This is a genomic window from Kribbella sp. NPDC051137, from assembly GCF_040682535.1.
In the GTDB taxonomy this organism is placed as follows: Bacteria; Actinomycetota; Actinomycetes; order Propionibacteriales; family Kribbellaceae; genus Kribbella; species Kribbella karoonensis.
In genome coordinates, this window is the sequence record NZ_JBFBBI010000004.1 from 591,373 (window position 1) to 611,739 (window position 20,367).

A 20,367-nucleotide genomic window follows, 5' to 3' on the forward strand; every position below is an offset into this window, starting at 1 on the left:
GCCGCGGAAGTTATCCACAGCAGGCAGGCGAGGGCGCCTGGGGCGGCCTCGCCTGCCGGGGGTCAGCGGGCCATGGGGCGGCCGGCTGGGGTTGGGGTGGAGGCCAGGGCTGCGGCCTCTTCGTCGATGTCGACCACCGCGCCGCTGAACTGGGCGTTGTAGAGGCGGGCGTAGGCGCCGTCGAGGGCGAGCAGTTCGGTGTGGTTGCCCTGTTCGACGATTGCGCCGTTCTCCATGACCAGGATCAGGTCGGCGTCGCGGATGGTGGACAGGCGGTGGGCGATCACGAAGCTCGTGCGGTCGGAGCGCAGGGCGGCCATGGCGCGTTGCACCAGGACCTCCGTGCGGGTGTCGACCGAGCTGGTCGCCTCGTCCAGGATCAGCAACTGCGGGTCGGCGAGGAACGCGCGGGCGATGGTGAGCAGCTGCTTCTCACCGGCGCTGACGTTGCTGCCTTCCTCGTCGATGACCGTGTCGTACCCGTCCGGCAGGCTGTGCACGAAGCGGTCGACGTAGGTCGCCTTCGCCGCGGCCAGCATGTCCTCCTCGGTGGCGTTCAGGTTGCCGTAGAGGAGGTTGTCCCGGATCGTGCCGCCGAACAGCCAGGTGTCCTGCAGCACCATCCCGATCCGCGACCGCAGGTCGTGCCGGGTGAGCTCGGTGATGTCGACACCGTCGAGCGTGATCCGGCCGCCGTTCAGCTCGTAGAACCGCATGATCAGGTTCACCAGCGTGGTCTTGCCGGCACCGGTCGGGCCGACGATCGCGACCGTCTGCCCGGGCTCCGCGACCAGGCTCAGGTCGGTGATCAGCGGCTTCTCCGGGTCGTACGAGAACGACACGTGCTCGAACTCGACCCGCCCGCGGGCATCGGTGACCTTCTCCGGGGTCGCGTCCTCCGGCACCTGCTCCTCGGCGTCCAGTACTTCGAAGACCCGCTCGGCCGACGCCACCCCCGACTGCAGCAGGTTGGCCATCGAGGCCACCTGGGTGAGCGGCTGGGTGAACTGGCGGGAGTACTGGATGAACGCCTGGACGTCGCCCAGCGACATCGTGCCGGACGCCACCCGCAGACCGCCGATCACCGCGATCACCACGTAGTTCACGTTCCCGATGAACATCATCAGCGGCATGATCAGCCCGGAGATGAACTGCGCCCCGAACGCGGCCTTGAAGAGCTCGTCGTTCTTGGCGTCGAAGTTCGCCTGGATCTCCTTCTGGCGACCGAATACCTTGACCAGCTCGTGCCCGGTGAACGCCTCCTCGATCTGGCCGTTCAGCGCGCCGGTGTGCCGCCACTGGGCGACGAACCGAACCTGCGACCGCTTGGCGATCACCGCGGTCAGCACCATCGAGACCGGGATCGTGATCAGCGCGATCAGCGCCAGCACCGGGGAGATCACGAACATCATCGTGATCACGCCGATCACCGTCAGCAGCGAGGTGAGCAGCTGGCTGAGCGTCTGCTGCAGGCTGGTCGAGATGTTGTCGATGTCGTTGGTGACCCGGCTGAGCAGCTCGCCGCGCGGCGCACCGTCGAAGTAGCTCAGCGGCAGTTTGTTCAGCTTGTCCTCGACCTCGGACCGCAGACCGAGGATGGTCCGCTGGACGACGCCGTTCAGGATGTAACCCTGCGCCCAGGACAGGAAGAACGCACCGACGTACAGCGCCAGCACCAGCAGCAGGACGTTGCGCAGGGCATCGAAGTCGATGCCGACGCCCGGGATCAGGTCGATCCCCTGCAGCAGGTCCGCGAGCCGGCCGTTGCCGGAGGCGCGGTACTGCTCGATGACCTGCGCCTTGGTGACGCCGCCCGGCAGCCGTTTGCCGATCGCGCCGGCGAAGATCACGTCGGTCGCGCGGCCGAGGATCTTCGGGCCGAGGACCGACAGACCCACGCTGCAGATCGCCAGCAGTACGACGCCCGCGACCTGCATCCGGTGCGGGCGCAGCCGGCCGAGCAGCCGCTTCGCCGAGGGCAGGAAGTTCAGCGACTTGTCCCCCGGGATACCTCCGGGCGGGCCGAACGCGCGGCCCGAGGTCGGCCGCTCGGTCGCCTTCACGGTCGCCGGCCCACCGCCCTCCGGCGCCTGGCCGTTCGGGGCCGGGTCCTGCGGACGCCGGCCGTTCGAGGACGGCTTCTCGTTCCCGCTCATGCCGCCTCCTCCGCGGAACGCTGGGACTCGACGATCTCGAGGTACGTCGGACACGTGTCGAGCAACTCCTCGTGGGTGCCCTTGCCGACGATCGCGCCGTCCTCGATCACCACGATCTGGTCGGCGTCGATGATCGTCGAGACCCGCTGCGCGACGACCACCATGCAGGCGTCCCGGGTGATCGGCCTCAGTGCCGCCCGTAGCCGGGCGTCGGTGGCCAGGTCGAGCGCCGAGAACGAGTCGTCGAACAGGAAGATCTCCGGCTTCCGGACCAGCGCCCGCGCGATCGCGAGCCGCTGCCGCTGACCGCCGGACACGTTCGTACCGCCCTGCGCGATCGGGGCCTCCAGGCCCTCCGGCATCGCCTCGACGAAGTCCTTACCCTGCGCAATCGTCAGGGCTTCCCACAGCTCCTCGTCGGTGGCGTCCGGGTTGCCGTACCGCAGGTTGCTGGCGACCGTCCCGGAGAACAGGTACGGCCGCTGCGGCACCAGCCCGATCCGCTCCCACAGCGCCTCGGGCTCGATGTCCCGTACGTCGATGCCGTCGACGAGCACGCGCCCCTCGGTCGCGTCGAACAACCGCGGCACCAGCGAGAGCAGCGTGGTCTTACCGGCACCGGTGCTGCCGATGATCGCGGTCGTCTGCCCCGGCGACGCGACGAAGCTGACGTCGCGCAGCACCGGCTCCGCGGCCCCCGGGTACTTGAACGAGGCCCGCTCGAAGACCAGCTGGCCGCGACCGGTGAAGCTCTTGATCGGCGTGACCGGCGGTCGCACCGACGACTCGGTGTCGAGGACCTCGGCGATCCGGTCCGCGCAGACCGAGGCGCGCGGCACCATGATCATCACGAACACGCCCATCATCACCGAGAACAGGATCTGGATCAGGTAGCTGAGGAACGCGGTCAGCGCGCCGACCATCATCTTGCCGTCCTCGATCCGGGAGGCGCCGAACCACAGCACGGCGACGCTGGACACGTTCAGGATCAGCATCACGGTCGGGAACACCAGCGCCATCAGCCGGCCGGCCCGGATCGCGGTGTCGGTCAGGTTCGCGTTCGCCTCGCCGAACCGCTCGACCTCGTGCGGCTCGCGGACGAACGCCCGGACCACCCGGATGCCGGTGATCTGCTCGCGCAGCACCCGGTTCACCCCGTCGATGTTCTTCTGCATCTTCCGGAACTGCGGGACCATCCGGCTGGCGATGAACCCGACGCAGCCGGCCAGCAGCGGGACCGCCACCACGACCAGCCAGGACAGGCCGACGTCCTGGCGGACCGCCATGATGATGCCGCCGATCATCGTGATCGGCGCCGCGACCAGCATCGTCGTGGTCATCACCACGAGCATCTGGATCTGCTGGACGTCGTTGGTGCTGCGGGAGATCAGCGTCGGCGCGCCGAACTGGTTGACCTCACGGGCGGAGAACTCCCCGACCCGGTGGAAGACGGCCGACCGGACGTCGCGGCCGAACAGCGCGGCCGTCTTGGCGCCGAAGTACACCGCGGTGATCGTGCAGGCGATCTGCAGCAGGCTGACGCCGAGCATCCAGCCGCCGGTGCCCATGATGTAGCCGGTGTCCCCCTTGGCCACACCGTTGTCGATGATGTCGGCGTTGAGGGTCGGCAGGTAGAGGGAGGCGATCGTCCCGACAAGCTGCAGGACCACCACCAGGAGCAGGTTTCCCGCGTACGGACGCAGGTGCGTACGCAAGACTCGAACTAACATCAATCATCCCCAGAGTCGTGACGGCGGGCGCCGCCGAGCGCGAACTCGACGACGTCCTCGGTGGCCGGTGGCTGACCGGTGTGGTGCTTGCGGACACCGTCGAACGCGAAGTCGACGATCTCCTCGGCGGTCAGCACGTGGCCGCCGGAAATCATTGGGTGGGTGGCGGAGAACGTGATCAGGCCGATCATCCGGACCACTTCCTCGGGCGGGCGCCGCAGCTGGTCGGCGTCGGGCCGCAGTAGGTCGGCGAACGCCGCGTTGGCCTGGTCGGACTGCCGCTTGCGGCGCGCCTCGTCCATCGGTGTCTGCTTGAAGTCCGGCGGCTGCCGCAGGCGCATCGACAGCATCAGCCGGAAGACCTGGCTCAGCCGCCGCTGCCCTACCTCGACGGCGGCGATGGTCCGCTCCCGCAACGGCAGGGACCGGTCGACGGCCTCCAGTCCCTTGATCAGTTCGGTGGTGTCCAGCGCGGTCACCATCACGGCGCTGATCAGTGCGTCCTTGCTGCCGAACGCGCGGAAGATCGTGCCCTCCGCGACCCCGGCCGCCTCGGCGATCTGCTTGGTGCTGACCTCGGGACCGAACTCCTCGAGCAACGGCAGCGTCGCCTCGATGATCGCGGCGCGGCGCTCTTCGGGAGGTAGTGGGGTCGCTCGTGGGCTCACGGGGTCCAAGGTAACTGAGTGAGTACTCACTCACAACTCCATTTCCCCGCGATTTCAACTGACAGCAGATTGACCTCAAGTTATGTCGAGGTCCTACGGTCGGTTTTGTCGGTGGCATACGGAATCATCGACGGTCCCAGCCCGACCCGACCTGCGGAGCACTGCCGTGAGCATGGAAATGACCGCGTGGAACTCGCTGTACCACGCGATGCACGCCCAGGACGACAAGAGACCGTTCTCCCGCGCCACGCTGCGGCGCATCCTGGCGTTCGCCCGCCCGCACCGGACGCAACTGGTGTGGTTCCTGGTCCTGAGCGTCGGCGCCGCGGTGCTCGCGGTGGCGACCCCGGTGCTGGCGGGCAACGTCGTCGACGCGATCGTCGGCAAGAAGGCCGTCGGCGTCGTCCTGCGGCTCTCGCTGCTGATCGCGGTGATCGCGATCGCGGAGGCCGGGCTGAGCATGCTGACCAGGTGGTTGTCGGCGCGGATCGGTGAAGGGCTGATCCTGGATCTGCGGACGGCGGTGTTCGACCACATCCAGCGGATGCCGATCGCGTTCTTCACCCGGACCCGGACCGGCGCGCTCGTGTCCCGGCTGAACAACGACGTGATCGGGGCGCAACGCGCGTTCAGCGACACGCTGTCCGGCGTGGTGAGCAATCTGGTGATGCTCGGGCTGACCCTCGGGGTGATGCTCACGGTGTCGTGGCAGATCACTCTGCTCGCACTGGTCATCCTGCCCGTCTTCGTCGTCCCCGCCCGCCGGATCGGGCGGCGCCTGGCCGGTCTGCAGCGCGAGGCGGCGAACTACAACGCGACCATGAGCACGCAGATGACCGAGCGGTTCTCGGCGCCGGGCGCGACGCTGGTGAAGCTGTTCGGGCGACCGGCCCGAGAGTCGGCGGAGTTCGCGATCCGGGCGCGGCGGGTGCGGGACATCGGCGTCCGGACCGCGATGGTGCAGTGGATCTTCGTGACCGCGCTGACGCTGGTGTCGGCGCTCGCGCTCGCCGTGGTGTACGGGCTGGGCGGATTCCTCGCACTGCGGGACCAACTCGAGGCCGGTGCGGTGGTGTCGATGGCGCTGCTGCTGACCCGCCTGTACTCGCCGCTGACCGCGCTCGCGAGTGCGCGGCTCGAGGTGATGACCGCGCTGGTCAGCTTCGAGCGTGTCTTCGAGGTGCTGGACCTGGAGCCGCTGATCAAGGACAAGCCCGACGCCGGCCGGGTGCCGGACGGGCCGGTCGCCGTGGAGTTCGACGGGGTGAGCTTCGCGTACCCGTCGGCGGACAAGGTCTCGCTGGCGTCGCTCGAGGAGGTCGCGAAGCTGGACACCCGCGGCGGGGTCGAGGTGCTGCACGACGTCTCGTTCCGCGCGGAGCCCGGCGAGATGGTCGCGCTGGTCGGGTCGTCGGGCGCGGGCAAGTCGACGATCGCGCAGCTGATCCCCCGGCTGTACGACGTGGACTCCGGAGCGGTGCGGCTGGCCGGGACCGACGTCCGGGACGTGTCGGCGGAGTCGTTGCGGCAGACGCTCGGGATGGTGACGCAGGACGGGCATCTGTTCCACGACTCCATCCGGGAGAACCTGTTGCTCGCGCGCCCCGAGGCCGCCGAGGATGAGCTGTGGGACGCGTTGGAGCGGGCGCGGCTCGGTGAGCTGATCAGGTCGTTGCCGGATCAGCTGGACACGGTCGTCGGTGAGCGTGGGTACCGACTGTCCGGCGGCGAGCGGCAGCGGCTGACGATCGCACGGTTGCTGCTCGCACAACCGCGGGTCGTGATCCTCGACGAGGCGACGGCGGCACTCGACTCGACGAACGAGGCCGCCGTCCAGGAGGCACTGACCGAGGCGCTTGCCGGGCGTACGGCGGTCGTCATCGCGCACAGGTTGTCCACGATCCGTGCCGCCGACCAGATCCTGGTGATCGAGGGCGGCCGGATCGTCGAGCGCGGACGGCACGCCGAACTGCTCGCGGCCGGCGGGCGGTACGAGGAGCTGTACCGGACGCAGTACGACACGCAGTACGACACGCAGGACGACAGGCAGGACGACACGGCCGGGCACGGTGCGGACGCTTTGTCATCGGCGGGCTGACCGGAGAGACTGTGGCGTGGACGAGCAGGGGACGATCAACACCATTTGCCCGACCTGTGACGGCAGCGGAGGGATCCGGATCGCCCGCGGGATCGTTCATCTGCAGGGCAACCGCCCGACCGGACCTGCGGCCACGGCCTGGGTGCTCGAGGAGTGCCGCACCTGCGAAGGCGACGGCAAGCTGCCCGGGATCCAGGCGCCTGCCTGAAGCCGCCGTGTCCTGACATCGCCTTCTCCGGAAACCGCCTTGTGCGGTGAGGGAGGATGCGTGGGGTTGTCTGTTGTTCCGAATCGACGCGGAGGTTCACGGGGTGCTGGGCGCAGGACAGGAACTCGCCGGATACGCAGTGGTGTTCCGGCCGTCCGATCCACCACGCACAAGCCAGTTGGCGTTCTGGGACCCGGCCGGTGATCCACTCCCCCTCGGTCTCGGACAGCAGGTCGACCTGAGGCTCGCGGTGCCGGAAGACGCGGGCCGGTGGGACGGGCAGTTGCGTACCGTCCGGGCGATCGAGGTGCCGATCGCGGAGGCAGTGCCGGTGCTCGGGCGGCTGCGGCGGGCACCCGGTGCGCATCCGTCGGCCGCGTTCTGGGGCGCCGCGTCACTGGTCGCCCTGCAGTTGGTTGCGCGCGGCAAGCTCCTGCCCGGCGTCTCCCCCGCCGGCCACGACGCCTGGCGTGTCGGACCGCTGGACCCGGACGACGTCACCCGCATCCTCGACCTCGCCGAGTCCATGCCCCTCACCGCCCGGGCTCTCCCGCTGACCGCCCCTCCCACCAGCGGGACGGCCGCGCCTTCCGGTGCAGGTGGTGCGCTTGGCGGTGGCTCGGGTCATGGGGTGCGGTTGCCGGTGGCCGAGGTTCTGGTGCGGGAGTTCTTGGACGCGGTGGCGGACGGGATGCCTCGGTCGCCGGCCGCAGCGAAGATGCATCAGACGAGTCTGTTCGCGGCGGTGGCGCCGCAGAAGGCCGAGCGGTTGCGCGGCTGGGCGGACGAGGTGTCGGCGGGACTCGACGCCGGCGTACGGATCTCGTTGCGTGTCGAGATGGGTGCCGAGCAGTCGTTCGGTGCCGTCGTACAACTGCACAGCTTGAAGGATCCGACGCTGGTCAGCGATGCGGACGACGTGTGGTCGACCGACGTACCGGGGTTCGGTCCGCGGGCGCGGATCGACGCGACGCTGGCGATCCGCCGGGCGGCGCGGGTCTGGCGGCCGCTCGGTCAGCTGCTCGAGTCCGCCGTACCGGATCGGATGGAGCTCGCCGACGAGGAGGTCGCCGATCTGCTGGCCGGCTCGGCACAGCGGCTCGCGGCGGCCGGTGTGGACGTGCACTGGCCGCGCAGCCTCGCGCGGTCGCTCACCGCGCGCGCCGCGATCACCTCCGCCGACGGTCCGCCCAGCGACCTGCCCGGGTTCTTCCAGGGCGATCGGACGCTCGACTTCAGCTGGCAGATCGCCGTCGGGGACGACCCGCTGACCGCCGAGGAGCTCGACCAGCTCGCGGAGTCCACGCGCCCGGTGGTCAGGCTCCGCGACCAGTGGATGCTGATCGACCCCGAGCTGGCCCGCAAGGCCCGCGAGCGGATCCTCAAGCCCGTCACCGCGATCGACGCGCTCGGCGTCGCGCTCACCGGCAGCACCGAGATCGACGGCCGGCAGATCACGGTCACCCCGGCCAAGTGGCTCGACGACCTCCGCGCCCGGATCGCCGACCCGGACCGTGCCGACGACCCGATCGAAGCCCCGCCAGGTCTCGAGGCGACCCTGCGCGACTATCAGCTCCGCGGTCTGCGCTGGCTCTCCCGGATGACGTCACTCGGTCTCGGCGGCTGCCTCGCCGACGACATGGGCCTCGGCAAGACGATCACGCTGATCTCGCTGCACCTGCACCGCCAGCAGTCCGAGGACACCGCCGGCCCGACGCTTGTCGTCTGTCCGGCGTCGCTGCTCGGCAATTGGGAGCGCGAGGTCCGCCGGTTCGCCCCTGATACGCCGGTACGCCGCTTCCACGGCACCTCCCGCTCGCTCGACGAGGCGCAGGACGGCTTCGTCCTCACGACATACGGCACGCTCCGCCGCGACGCCGTACGGCTGGCGGCGCATCCGTGGGCGCTGGTCGTCGCCGACGAGGCGCAGCACGTGAAGAACCCCTCGTCCGGTACGGCGAAGGCGCTGCGGACCGTTCCGGCGAAAGCGCGGGTCGCGCTGACCGGTACTCCGGTCGAGAACAACCTCTCCGAGCTGTGGGCGGTCCTCGACTGGACCACGCCCGGGCTGCTCGGCCGGCTCGGGTCGTTCCGCAACCAGTGGGCGACGCCGATCGAGGCGGACAAGGACGAGGAGGTCGCCGCCCGGCTGGCGAAGCTCGTCCGGCCGTTCCTGCTGCGCCGGAAGAAGTCCGACCCGGGGATCGCGCCGGAGCTGCCGCCGAAGACCGAGACCGATCAGCCGGTGTCACTGACCCGTGAGCAGGTCGTGTTGTACGAGGCAACGGTCCGCGAGCTGATGGAGGAGGTCCGGGCGAGCGACCGGATGGCGCGCCGCGGGCTCATCGTGAAGCTGCTGACCGGGCTGAAGCAGATCTGTAACCACCCGGCGCAGTACCTCAAGGAGCCCGGGGACGCGCGGCTCACGGGCCGGTCCGGCAAGCTCGAACTCCTCGACGAGCTGCTGCAGACGATCCTCGCCGAGGACGGCGCGGTGCTGGTGTTCACGCAGTACGTCGCGATGGCTCGGCTGCTCGAGCGGCACCTGGCCGAGCGTGGCATCGGCACCCAGCTGCTGCACGGCGGTACGCCGGTGCCGCAGCGCGAGGAGATGGTCGACCGCTTCCAAGCGGGTGAGGTGCCGGTGTTCCTGCTGTCGCTGAAGGCGGCCGGCACCGGGCTGAACCTGACCCGCGCCGAACATGTCGTGCACTACGACCGCTGGTGGAATCCGGCGGTCGAGGACCAGGCCACCGACCGCGCGTACCGGATCGGGCAGACCCGGCCGGTGCAGGTGCACCGCTTGATCGCCGAGGGCACCATCGAGGACCGGATCGCCGGCATGCTCGCCACCAAGCGTGAGCTCGCCGCGGCGGTGCTGTCCGGCGGGGAGGCGGCACTCACCGAGCTCTCCGACACCGAGCTGGCCGATCTCGTCGAGCTGCGCGGAGGTGCACGATGACCGCCGCGCAGGGGTTCCCGGCGTTCTCCGCGCAGCAGCGCAGTACCCGCGGACGCTCGTGGTGGGCGAAGGCCTGGGTGCAGGCGCTCGAGGACACGTCGCTGGACAACGACCAGCTCCGCAGGGGCCGTCGGTACGCGAACTCCGGCCAGGTCGGCACGATCACGATCAGCCCGGGCCGGATCACCGCCACCGTCTACTCCCCCGAGGACACCTACGAGTCCGCCGTCCGCGTCGACGAGCTGAGCGCCGACGACTGGCTCCGGTTCCAGGAGCAGGTCGCCGCCCGCGCCGGACATATCGCGGCGCTGCTCGACGGCGAGATGCCGCACAGCCTGGTCGAGGCGGCGTCGGACGCGGGTGTCACGCTGCTGCCGGGGATCGGCGACCTCGATCCGAGCTGTACGTGCGACGCGTGGGAGCTCCCCTGCCAGCACGCGGCGGCGCTCTGCTACCAGGTCGCGTGGCTCCTCGACGCGGATCCGTTCGTCCTGCTCCTGCTCCGCGGGCGGACCCGCGAGGCGCTCCTCGACGAGCTGCAGGACTCGTCGACCCGTCCCGTCGAGGCAGGCGTCCCGATCGCCGACGTCGTCACGACTCCGACCGCCGAGCTGCCCGAGCCGCCGGGACTGCCTGCCAAGGTCACGATCGATCAGCTCGCCGTCGCGGGGATCGAGCCACCCGACGGGTTCGGCCCGGCGACGTTCCAGTTGCTCGTTCTGGACGCGGCCCGGCGGGCCCGCTCGATCCTGAACGCGCTGCTGCACAACACCGCCGTACCCCAGCACCTCGACGAGTGGCAGGACACGGTCCGGCTGGCCGCCGACTTCCCCCAGCTCGACGCCGGCGAAGACGTTGCCCTCGGCATCCAAGCCTGGCGGTACGGCGGGGCGCCCGGTCTCGACGTACTGGAACACACTTGGGCGCCTGACGCCGCGGAGGTGAACCGGGCGCGGACCGAGCTTCAGGCAGCCGACGACGAGGTGGTCGTCACCGTGTCGGGCAACCGGTTGACGCTCGGTCCGGACACGCAGCTGCGGCTCGACCGTGAGGGTCGGTGGCACCCGTACCGGCTGCTCGACGGCGTCTGGACGCCGAGCGGACCGCCGTCCAAGGACGCTCTCGTCGTCGAGTGGTAGGTCAGGACTCGGTCACCGGGCGCATCGCCAGCCCCTCGGTGCCGGCCCAGTCCGTGACGCGCTGGCCGTCGTCGGCCTCGAACGAGGTGACCGGCATCTTCACCTTCACCGGCTGCTCCGGCTCGGTCTCGCCGCCGGGGCTGCCGAGGCCGACGGTCATGAACTTCACGGTGTAGGTGTCCATGTGGCCACCGGTGGCGAGGATGCCGGCGTACGCCTTCTCGCCCGGGGCGAGGGTGACCACCTCGTCCGCGCCGCCGGCCATCACCGGGGCGGGGCGCTGGGCGTCGCCGAGCATGATGACGGGGTAGCTCTGCACGGCGCACTTCTTGGCACCGTTGTTGGTGGCGACGAGCATCAGGTGGCGGACGTGTTCGCCCGGTGCGTCGTAGTCCGTGACCTTGAAGGTCAGGTCCGCCATCACGCACAGGTCGGCGGAGTCGTCGACCGGCTCGGTCGCCGACGTGGTTCTGCTGGTGGACTTGGTCGCCGACGGTGTCGCGCTGGACGACGGTGTGCTGCTCGCCGACGGTGTGGTGCTTCGCTGGTCCGACGGCTTGTTGCCGTCCGACGACGTGTCGTTCGCGCCGCACGCGGCGGCCGTCAGGAGCGCGGCGGTGAGACCCGCTCCCAGGACGTACGTTCTCCAGTTGCCGAGACCTTGACGGTTCCCCCGGGCGACAACGTTCATGACAGTTCCCCTCGGTCGACAAACTCGCATGATTGACGCCCCGTCCTCGGCTAAAGTTGGTCCGACTTCGGAGAGGGAGGTGAGTTGATGACCCGGCAGGACCGCGCTGCGGCACGTCCGGCAGCGCCTTCGATCATTCACCTCATCCGCTTCTCCGGAAGGAAATTCCGTTGTCCTGGAACACCCGTGTCGAGACTCCGTCCGACCTCGAAATCCTTCGTGCACTGACCCGCGAGGCCTTCGGCCGCCAGTTCGAGGTCGACTTCCTCGACGCGCACCGTGCCGACCCGGCCGCCTGGATCCCCGGGCTGATGTTCGTTGCCACTACCCCCGAGGACCGGCCGGTGGCCTATGCGTTGCTCACCCGCTGTCACATCGGCGACGTACCGGTCCTGTCCCTCGGGCCGGTCGCCGTACTGCCGGCGTACCAGCGTCAGGGAGCCGGTGGCGCGGCCGTGCGGGCCGCGCTCGCGACGGCGCGTGACCGCGTGGAGCCTGCCGTCGTCGTCCTCGGACACGCGGAGTATTACCCGCGGTTCGGTTTCCGGCAGGCGACCGAGTTCGGCGTCCATCACCCGCAGTACGACGGTCCGAACCTGATGGCGCTCGCCCTCGGCGACCGTGCCGTACCTCAAGGGGACCTGACCTATCCGGTCACGGTCTGACCGTCCCGGCGGCAGGTCGTAAAAGGTTCACTCAAACTCGCCGAATCACTTGCGCACGCTCCTTGTATACATGAAACAGTCGACAGTACCCCGCCTACACAGGAGCATGCGATGACTCGTCGACTCGCACTGAACCGATTCATCTGCCGCCGGACACCGATCGGAGCCGGCGCGGCCGTGGTCGCGCTGGTTCTGACCGGTACGGCGTGCTCGCCGGTCCAGCCCGCCGGCGACAGCCCGTCGGGAGGCGCGTCGTCCGCCGGGAAGGACGCCGTCGGGGAGGCGGCCGACGCGGCGCAGGTCAAGCAGGGCGGGACGTTGACGGTCGCGCTCTCCGCGGATCCGGACAAGCTCGACCCGACGCTGTCCCGCAGCCTGTACTCGCGCTACGTCTTCCACACGATGTGCGAGAAGCTGTACGACCTCGACCCGGACGCGAAGATCGTCCCGCAGCTCGCCACCGCGTTGCCGACCGTCTCGGCGGACGGGCGCAGCCTGACGATCCCGCTCAAGCAGGGCGTGAAGTTCGCCGACGGCGGCACCTTCGACGCGAACGCCGTGAAGATCTCGCTGAACCGGCATCTGACGCTGGCCGGGTCCGCCCGGAAGAGCGAGCTCGGCCCGATCACGTCGATCGAGACACCGAACCCGCAGACCGTCGTCATCAAGCTCTCGAAGCCGTTCGCCCCGTTGACCGCGGCGCTCGCCGACCGGGCCGGCATGGTGCTCAGCCCGGCGGCGGTCGCGAAACTCGGCGCGAACTTCTCCAACGCGCCGGTCTGCGTCGGCCCGTTCAAGTTCGCCAGCCGGGTCGCGCAGAACTCGATCAAGGTGGTCAAGGACCCGCAGTACTACGACGCGGCCAAGGTGCACCTGGACGCGATCGAGTACCGGATCATCACCGACTCGAGCATCCGGTCCGCGAACCTGAAGTCGGGTGACGCGCAGGTCGCGGACTCGCTGTCCACACAGGACGCGCCCGAGCTGCAGAAGGACTCCGCGGTCAGCGTCCTGCAGTCGCAGTCGCTCGGGTACCAAGGCCTGACGATCAACATCGCCAACGCGAACGGCGTCGGCAATGCCTTGAAACCGCTGGACAGCCCGCTCGCGAAGAACCCGAAGGTCCGGCAGGCGCTCGCGTTGTCGATCGACCGCGAGGCACTGGTGAAGTCGATCTTCAACGGGCTGAACACGGTCGCCTGCTCGCCGATCTCACCCAAGAGCGAGTTCACCTCGGACGCGGCGCAGGTGTGCCCGGGCCACGATCCGGCGAAGGCGAAGCAGCTGCTCGCCGACGCCGGCGTGAGTACGCCGTACAAGGTCGAGATGATCACGTCCAACAACCCGGACAGCCTTCGCCTGGCGCAGGCGCTGCAGGGCATGGTGAAGGAGGGCGGGTTCGACCTGGTCATCAAGCCGGTGGAGTACGCCGCACTGCTCGACCAGCAGGACCGCGGCGACTTCGAGCTGCTGCAGCTCGGCTGGTCCGGCCGCGTGGACCCGGACGCGAACATCTACAACTTCGTCGGCACCACCGGCAGCCAGAACGTCTCCGGCTACAGCAACCCTGACGTCGACAATCTCCTCACCCAGGCCCGCGAGTCCACCGACCAGGCGAAGCGGGTGCAGCTGTACGGCCAGGTCGTCGGCAAGCTCCAGCAGGACGACCCGATCATCTACCTGTACCGCCAGCGCAACCTGACCGGCGTCTCGAAGAAGCTGCTCGGCATCCAGGTCTACCCCGACGGGGTGATCCGCACCGCGTTCGCGGGATTCGCGAAGTGAGGCGGTACCTGCTCGGGCGGCTCTGGCAGTCGGCGGTGACGCTCGTGCTCGCGACGATCGTGGTATTCGCCGGAGTGCGGGCGCTGCCGGGGGATCCCGCGCTGGCGCTGGCCGGCGAGGACCGGGATCCGGAGTCGTTGCGGGCGATCCGGCAGCAGTACGGGCTCGACCAGTCCTGGCTGGTCCAGTTCTGGCAGTTCGTCAGTCACGCGGCGCGCGGGGACCTCGGGCAGTCGATCCGGACCGGTGCGCCGGTCCGGTCGATGATCGTCAGCGCGTTGCCGGTGACGATCGAGCTGTCGGTGCTGGCGATCCTGATCGCCGGCGTGATCGGCGTCGGCGCCGGCGTGATCGCCGCCGTACGGCGTGGACGGCCGGCGGAGTGGGCCGCGAACGGGCTCGCGCTGCTCGGCCTGTCGGTGCCGCACTTCTGGCTCGGGTTGATGGCGATCCTGTACCTGTCCGTCGCCCTCGGCCTCTTCCCGGCGTCCGGCTTCGTGCCGTTCTTCAGCAACCCGATCGCGAACCTGCACCACCTGATCCTGCCGTCGCTGATCCTCGGCACCGGCCTGGCCGCGGTGATCATGCGGCAGACCCGGTCGTCGATGCTCGACGCCTTGTCGGCCGACTACATCCGGACGGCGGAGGCGAAAGGCCTCCCGCCCAAGGCCGTCGTAGGAAAGCATGCCTTGCGCAACAGTCTGATCGTGGTGGTGACGATCGTCGGGCTGCAGCTCGGGGCGCTGATCTCCGGCGCGGTCGTCACCGAGCGGATCTTCGCGCTCCCCGGTTTCGGCAAGCTGACCGTGGACGCGGTGTTCCAGCGCGACTACCCGGTCATCCAGGCGGTCGTCCTGGTCACGGCGACGGCGTACATCGTCATCAATCTGCTGGTCGACCTGCTGTACTCCGTCATCGATCCGCGCATCCGAGTGCGAGGTGAAGGCTGATGGCCGTCGCGGAAGCAATCACACCGGCCCCGGTGCGCAGCAATCGCCGGCGGGTGGTTCGCCGGATTGTCCACAATCCACTGGCCCTCACCGGGCTGGCCGTCCTCGCGATCGCGGTCGTCCTCGCGGTGTTCGCGAACTGGCTCGCACCGCACGAGCCGACCCAGAACCACCTCGACCAGGCGTTCGCGCCACCGGGAACGGCCGGGTATCTGCTCGGCACCGACGACCTCGGCCGCGACGTGCTGTCCCGGATCATGTTCGGGCTCCGCGCATCCCTGCACGTCGGGCTGCTCGCGGTCGCGTTCTCGCTCGTGGTCGGCGTACCGCTGGGGCTGATCGCCGGGTACTTCCGGACGGTCGACGCGCTGATCTCCCGGCTGACCGATCTGGTGCTGGCGTTCCCGTTCCTGATCCTCGCCGTCGGGTTGGCGGCGATCCGCGGTGCGAGCCTGGGGAACGCCGCGATCGCGATCGGGATCGCGCAGATCCCCGGCATGATCCGGATCGTCCGGTCCGAGACGCTCCGGCTGAAGTCGCTCGACTTCGTCGCCGCGGCGCTCGTCGAGGGTGCCGGTGACGCCTGGGTGCTCGGCCGGCACGTACTGCCGAACGCCGGGTCCGCGATCATCGTGCAGGCGACGGTCGGCATCCCGGCGGCGATCCTCGGCGAGGCGGTGCTGTCGTTCCTCGGCCTCGGCATCCAGCCGCCGGCGCCCAGCCTCGGCACGATGCTGGCGGACGCGCAGCAGTTCGCGTCCCGGGCGCCGTGGGCCGCGGTGATGCCCGGCGTCGCGATCATGCTGCTCACCCTGGCCTTCAACATCGTCGGTGACAGCCTCCGCGACGCCCTCGACCCGAAGGCGAGCCGCCGATGAGACCTGTCCTGACCCTCCACGAACTCTCGGTCAGTTTCCGGACGGAGGACGGGCCGCTGTCCGCGGTCGACCGGGTCAGCCTCGAGCTCGGCGACGGCGAAGTACTCGCGGTCGTCGGTGAGTCGGGCTGCGGGAAGAGCGTCACCGCGATGAGCATCGCCGGCCTGCTTCCCCGGACTGCCACAGTCACCGGCTCCGTCGTCCTCGACGGCACCGAGCTGATCGGCGCCGGCAAGCGCACCCTGCGGTCGGTCCGCGGCCGGGAGGTCGCGTACATCTTCCAGGAGCCGATGACCTCGCTGAACCCGGTCTTCACCGTCGGCCACCAGATCAGCGAGGTACTGCGCACCCACGTCGGCCTCAGCCGCCAGGCCGCCCGCGACCGCGCGGTCGAACTGCTCAAGCTGGTCGGCATCCCGTCCGCCGAGCGCCGGATCGGCGACTATCCACATCAGCTGTCCGGCGGAATGCGGCAGCGCGTGATGATCGCGATGGCCGTCGCCTGCGACCCGAAGGTGCTGATCGCCGACGAGCCGACGACCGCGCTCGACGTCACGATCCAGGCCGGCATCCTCGACGTGCTGCGAGGGCTCCGGGAACGGCTCGGGACGAGCATCGTACTGATCACGCACGACCTCGGCGTGGTCGCGGACCTCGCCGACCGGGTCGCGGTGATGTACGCCGGACGCGTGGTGGAGACGGCCGACGTACACGAGCTGTTCGCGCACCCGCGGCACCCGTACACGGCCGGGCTGCTCGGAGCGTCGCCCGCGGCCGCCCGGTCCGCGGAATCGCAGCGGCTGAACGAGATTCCCGGCCTCGTGCCCGTGCTCACCGAGCAGCCCGACGCCTGCACGTTCGCCGACCGTTGCCCGCGCGTACTCGACACCTGTACGACGTCCCAGCCCGCGCTGAGTGACGGCCCGCATCGCGTGGCCTGCTGGAACGCCCGAGTGGAGGTCTGAATGGATGACGCCCTGGAAGTCGAGGACCTGGTCATGCACTTCGGGCCCGTCCGTGCCGTCGACGGGATCACGCTCAGGATCCGCGAAGGATCCGTGGTCGCGCTCGTCGGCGAGAGCGGCTCCGGCAAGTCGACCGTCGGCCGCTGCGTCGTCCGGCTGCTCGAACCGACCGGCGGCACAGTCAGGCTCGGCGGCGCCGACATCACCCACCTCAACCGCCGCCGGCTCCGCCCGCATCGCCGCAACGTGTCGATCGTGTTCCAGGACCCCGCCGGGTCACTGGATCCGCGGCTGTCCGTCGGCGACATCGTCGGCGAGCCGCTCCGGCTGCAACAGCTCCGGAAAGGCGTCCAGGCGAAGGTCGCCGAAGCGCTGCGCCGGGTCGGTCTGCGGCCCGAGGTCGCACAGCGGGCACCGCACGAGCTGTCGGGCGGTCAGCGGCAGCGCGTCAGCATCGCCCGTGCGCTGATCTCCGAGCCGCGGCTGCTCGTCGCGGACGAGCCGACCAGTGCGCTCGACGTGTCCGTGCAGGCCGCCGTACTGAACCTGCTGGCCGACCTGCAGCGGGACCTCGGGTTCGCGTGTCTGTTCATCACGCACGACCTGTCCGCGGTCGAGTACCTCGCCGACGAGGTCGCGGTCATGTACCTCGGTCAGCTCGTCGAGCAGGGTCCGCGTGGGCGGATCTTCGGCCACCCGGCACACCCCTACACGCAGGCACTGCTGTCCGCGGCGCCCGTTCCCGATCCGGTCGAGCAGCGCACCCGGCGTCCGGTCCTGCTCGGTGACGACCTCCCGTCCGCGATCGACCCGCCGCCCGGCTGTCGTTTCCACACCCGATGCCCGGTCGCGGTGGACACATGCCGGACGGTCGTGCCGGAACCGCGCACGATCGGCGAAGGTGGACACCAGGTGGCCTGCCACCTCGTGAACGACGACGGCACCGGACCGGACGTACGAACAACCCAAGGAGCTGCCCGATGACCTTCACCACCCGCCCGACGCTGCGCGGCACGTTCGGGATGGTCTCGTCCACGCACTGGCTCGCGTCGCAGTCGGCGATGCGGATCCTCGAGCTCGGTGGGAACGCGTTCGACGCGGGTGCCGCCGCCGGGTTCGTGCTGCACGTGGTCGAGCCGCACCTCAACGGGCCCGGCGGTGAGGTACCGGCGATCATCGCGACCGCGGACGACCCGGCGCCACGGGTGCTGTGCGGGCAGGGTGTCGCGCCGGCGGGTGCGACCATCGAGCACTACCGGTCGCTCGGGCTCGCCCTCGTCCCCGGATCGGGTCCGCTCGCGGCGACCGTTCCCGGTGCGGTCGACGCCTGGCTGCTCCTCCTGCGTGACCACGGCACGCTGCCGCTCAGCGTCGTACTCGAGCCGGCCATCGAGTACGCGCGGAACGGGCATCCGCTGGTACCGCGGATCGCGGACACGATCGGGACCGTGCAGGAGCTGTTCGAGCAGCACTGGCCGACGTCGGCGGCGCTCTGGCTGAAGGACGGGCGGCCGGTGACAGGCCGGTTCAGCAACCCGGTGTACGCCGACACTCTCGAGCGGCTGGTCCGCGAGGCGACGGGCGCCGACCGCCAGGAGCAGATCGAGCGGGCCCGGAAGGCGTGGCGGGAGGGGTTCGTCGCGGAGGCGGTCGACAAGTTCTCGCGGATCCCGCACCGGGACTCCAGCGGGGAGGATCACGGCGGCCTGATCACCGGCGCGGACATGGCCGCGTTCCAGGCGAGCTGGGAGGACCCGGCGACCTACGACTGGAACGGGTACACGGTCGCGAAGACCGGTCCGTGGGGCCAGGGCCCGGGACTGCTGCAGTCACTCGCGGTGCTCGCGGCGCTCGGCGAGGTCGACCTCGACAGTGCGGAGGGTGTGCACACGACGGTCGAGGTGATGAAGCTGTCGTACGCCGATCGCGAGGCGTGGTACGGCGACGGCGCCGACGTACCGCTGGAGACGCTCCTCTCCCCCGCGTACGCGGCCGAGCGGGCGAAGCTGGTCGGGGCGGACGCTTCGCTGGAGCTTCGCCCGGGACGGCCGGACGGGCGTACGCCGGTGCTGCCGTCGATTGCTACCGGCCACGAGACGGGTGATGCGACGACCGGCGAGCCGACCGTGTCGGCGGTCGGCGAGACGCGGGGCGACACGTGTCATGTCGACGTCGTGGACCGGTGGGGGAACATGATCTCGGCGACGCCGAGCGGCGGGTGGTTGCAGTCGTCGCCGACGATCCCGGAGCTCGGGTTCTGTCTCGGGAGCCGGGCCCAGATGTTCTGGCTGGAGGAGGGTTTGCCGGCCTCGCTGGCGCCGGGCAAGCGGCCGCGGACGACGCTGACGCCGACGTTGGTGTTGCGGGACGGTGCCGCGGTGATGGCTTGTGGTTCGCCGGGCGGGGACCAGCAGGATCAGTGGCAGCTGCTGTTCTTGTTGCGGCATCTCGGTGCGGGTGCCGATCTGCAGGAGGCGATCGACGCGCCGGCCTGGCACACGACCGGGTTCCCGTCGTCGTTCTACCCGCGGACGACGGAACCGGGCGGGTTGGTGCTCGAGAGCCGGGTCGGGGCGGGGATCCGGGACGAGCTGGTACGGCGCGGGCACGTCGTCACCGAGTCGGATCCGTGGAGCCTCGGCCGGCTGTGCGCCGTACGCAAAGAACCCGATGGAGTGCTGGCAGCCGCCGCCAACCCCCGCGGCATGCAGGGCTACGCCGTCGGCCGCTGAACCAGGGCTGCTGTGGCCGCTGCCTGCACGTGGAGGCGAGCGGCTTTGGTTGCTTCGTCAGCGTTTCCTGCTTCGATGGCGTCGACGAGGCGGGTGTGTTCGTCGAGGGAGTGCGGGGCTCGGTGGGCGGCGCCGGCGCGGAAGACCCAGTGGACGTGGTGGTACATCGCGGCGGACATCGACTGCAGCCAGCGGTTCCCGCTGACGTCGATGACCGCCCGGTGGAAGTCGCTGTTCAGCTCGGCGACCCGGTCGAGGTCCCCGCCCGCGGTCGCCGCGGCCGCCTCGTCGATCAGCGCGCGCAACCCGGCGATCCCGGCCGGCGTCGCGCGCTCCGCCGCCAGCCCGGCGGCGAGCGTCTCCAACTGCTCCCGGACCGCGAACAGGTCCCGCACCGCCGTCTCGTCGAGCGTCGCGACCACGGCGCCGCGCCGCGGCAGGATCTCCACGAACCCCTCGGCCTCGACCACGCGCAGCGCTTCGCGGACGGGATTGCGTGACACCCCGAAGTCCTCCGCGACCCGCAGCTCGGTCAGCCGTTCACCCTCGCGGTACTCGCCGTCGACGATCCGCCGCCGCAGTTCCGTGAGCACCTGCTCGCGCAGCGCGACATGATCGGCGCCGACCGTCCGAACCGGCCGTGTCCCGTCCAGCTCCCGCACCCGAGGCTCCTCTCCTGTTCCGCGTCACGGTAGCCGATCCCCCGGGCCTCGGCACGTGGTCCGGTGCCGCGTTATGTT

16 protein-coding genes are annotated in these 20,367 nt (G+C 70.0%); 11 read left to right on the forward strand and 5 right to left on the reverse strand.

What is annotated here, in order from left to right; all coding sequences use genetic code 11:
* Nucleotides 1-62: 62 nt before the first annotated feature.
* Genes AB0M51_RS24055 through AB0M51_RS24065 form a run of 3 tightly spaced genes read right to left on the reverse strand, consistent with a single transcriptional unit; the run spans nt 63 to nt 4,554 of the window.
* Nucleotides 63-2,156 (reverse strand): ABC transporter ATP-binding protein, encoded by a 2,094-nt coding sequence (locus tag AB0M51_RS24055; protein WP_363750462.1) that lies wholly within the window; start codon nt 2,154-2,156, stop codon nt 63-65.
* The gene (locus AB0M51_RS24060) at nt 2,153-3,886 is read right to left on the reverse strand and encodes an ABC transporter ATP-binding protein (RefSeq protein ID WP_344195206.1); all 1,734 of its coding nucleotides are present in this window, start codon (nt 3,884-3,886) and stop codon (nt 2,153-2,155) included. The genes AB0M51_RS24055 and AB0M51_RS24060 overlap by 4 nt, the downstream gene beginning before the upstream one ends.
* Entirely contained in the window at nt 3,886-4,554 is a 669-nt protein-coding gene (locus AB0M51_RS24065) for a TetR/AcrR family transcriptional regulator (RefSeq protein ID WP_344195204.1), read from the reverse strand. Before AB0M51_RS24065 ends, AB0M51_RS24060 begins: the two co-directional genes overlap by 1 nt.
* Nucleotides 4,555-4,732: 178 nt before the next feature.
* Here AB0M51_RS24065 and AB0M51_RS24070 point away from each other — a divergent pair, with 178 nt between their 5' ends.
* The 4 genes from AB0M51_RS24070 (at nt 4,733) to AB0M51_RS24085 (ending at nt 10,961) form a co-directional block, all read left to right on the forward strand.
* Entirely contained in the window at nt 4,733-6,652 is a 1,920-nt protein-coding gene (locus AB0M51_RS24070) for an ABC transporter ATP-binding protein (protein WP_363750825.1), read from the forward strand.
* Nucleotides 6,653-6,668: 16 nt separating this feature from the next.
* Nucleotides 6,669-6,860, forward strand: a complete 192-nt coding sequence (locus tag AB0M51_RS24075; RefSeq protein ID WP_344195202.1) for a hypothetical protein — start codon at nt 6,669-6,671, stop codon at nt 6,858-6,860.
* Nucleotides 6,861-6,963: 103 nt separating this feature from the next.
* Nucleotides 6,964-9,822 (forward strand): DEAD/DEAH box helicase, encoded by a 2,859-nt coding sequence (locus AB0M51_RS24080; protein WP_344195200.1) that lies wholly within the window; start codon nt 6,964-6,966, stop codon nt 9,820-9,822.
* Nucleotides 9,819-10,961 (forward strand): SWIM zinc finger family protein, encoded by a 1,143-nt coding sequence (locus AB0M51_RS24085; protein WP_344195198.1) that lies wholly within the window; start codon nt 9,819-9,821, stop codon nt 10,959-10,961. The genes AB0M51_RS24080 and AB0M51_RS24085 overlap by 4 nt, the downstream gene beginning before the upstream one ends.
* 1 nt (nt 10,962) lies before the next feature.
* Here AB0M51_RS24085 and AB0M51_RS24090 read toward each other — a convergent pair whose 3' ends face one another.
* Nucleotides 10,963-11,652, reverse strand: coding sequence for a DUF4232 domain-containing protein (locus tag AB0M51_RS24090; RefSeq protein WP_344195196.1), 690 nt, complete (start codon nt 11,650-11,652; stop codon nt 10,963-10,965).
* A gap of 170 nt (nt 11,653-11,822) precedes the next feature.
* Between AB0M51_RS24090 and AB0M51_RS24095 the strand changes: the two genes are divergently transcribed.
* The 7 genes from AB0M51_RS24095 to AB0M51_RS24125 all read left to right on the forward strand — a co-directional run bounded on the left by AB0M51_RS24095 (nt 11,823) and on the right by AB0M51_RS24125 (nt 19,627).
* Nucleotides 11,823-12,317 (forward strand): N-acetyltransferase, encoded by a 495-nt coding sequence (locus AB0M51_RS24095; RefSeq protein WP_344195194.1) that lies wholly within the window; start codon nt 11,823-11,825, stop codon nt 12,315-12,317.
* A gap of 111 nt (nt 12,318-12,428) precedes the next feature.
* Entirely contained in the window at nt 12,429-14,102 is a 1,674-nt protein-coding gene (locus tag AB0M51_RS24100; protein WP_344195192.1) for an ABC transporter substrate-binding protein, read from the forward strand.
* Nucleotides 14,099-15,052, forward strand: a complete 954-nt coding sequence (locus tag AB0M51_RS24105) for an ABC transporter permease (protein ID WP_344195190.1) — start codon at nt 14,099-14,101, stop codon at nt 15,050-15,052. Before AB0M51_RS24100 ends, AB0M51_RS24105 begins: the two co-directional genes overlap by 4 nt.
* The gene (locus tag AB0M51_RS24110; protein ID WP_344195188.1) at nt 15,052-15,930 is read left to right on the forward strand and encodes an ABC transporter permease; all 879 of its coding nucleotides are present in this window, start codon (nt 15,052-15,054) and stop codon (nt 15,928-15,930) included. Before AB0M51_RS24105 ends, AB0M51_RS24110 begins: the two co-directional genes overlap by 1 nt.
* A complete protein-coding gene (locus AB0M51_RS24115) occupies nt 15,927-16,895 on the forward strand; it encodes an ABC transporter ATP-binding protein (RefSeq protein WP_344195186.1) in 969 nt (322 codons plus the stop codon). Before AB0M51_RS24110 ends, AB0M51_RS24115 begins: the two co-directional genes overlap by 4 nt.
* Complete coding sequence (locus AB0M51_RS24120; RefSeq protein WP_344195184.1) at nt 16,896-17,879, forward strand: ABC transporter ATP-binding protein; 984 nt, start codon at nt 16,896-16,898, stop codon at nt 17,877-17,879.
* Complete coding sequence (locus tag AB0M51_RS24125) at nt 17,876-19,627, forward strand: gamma-glutamyltransferase (protein WP_344195182.1); 1,752 nt, start codon at nt 17,876-17,878, stop codon at nt 19,625-19,627. The genes AB0M51_RS24120 and AB0M51_RS24125 overlap by 4 nt, the downstream gene beginning before the upstream one ends.
* Here AB0M51_RS24125 and AB0M51_RS24130 read toward each other — a convergent pair.
* A complete protein-coding gene (locus AB0M51_RS24130; protein WP_344195180.1) occupies nt 19,609-20,289 on the reverse strand; it encodes a GntR family transcriptional regulator in 681 nt (226 codons plus the stop codon). The two genes, AB0M51_RS24125 and AB0M51_RS24130, sit on opposite strands and share 19 nt — an antisense overlap.
* Between the last annotated feature and the right edge of the window lie 78 nt (nt 20,290-20,367).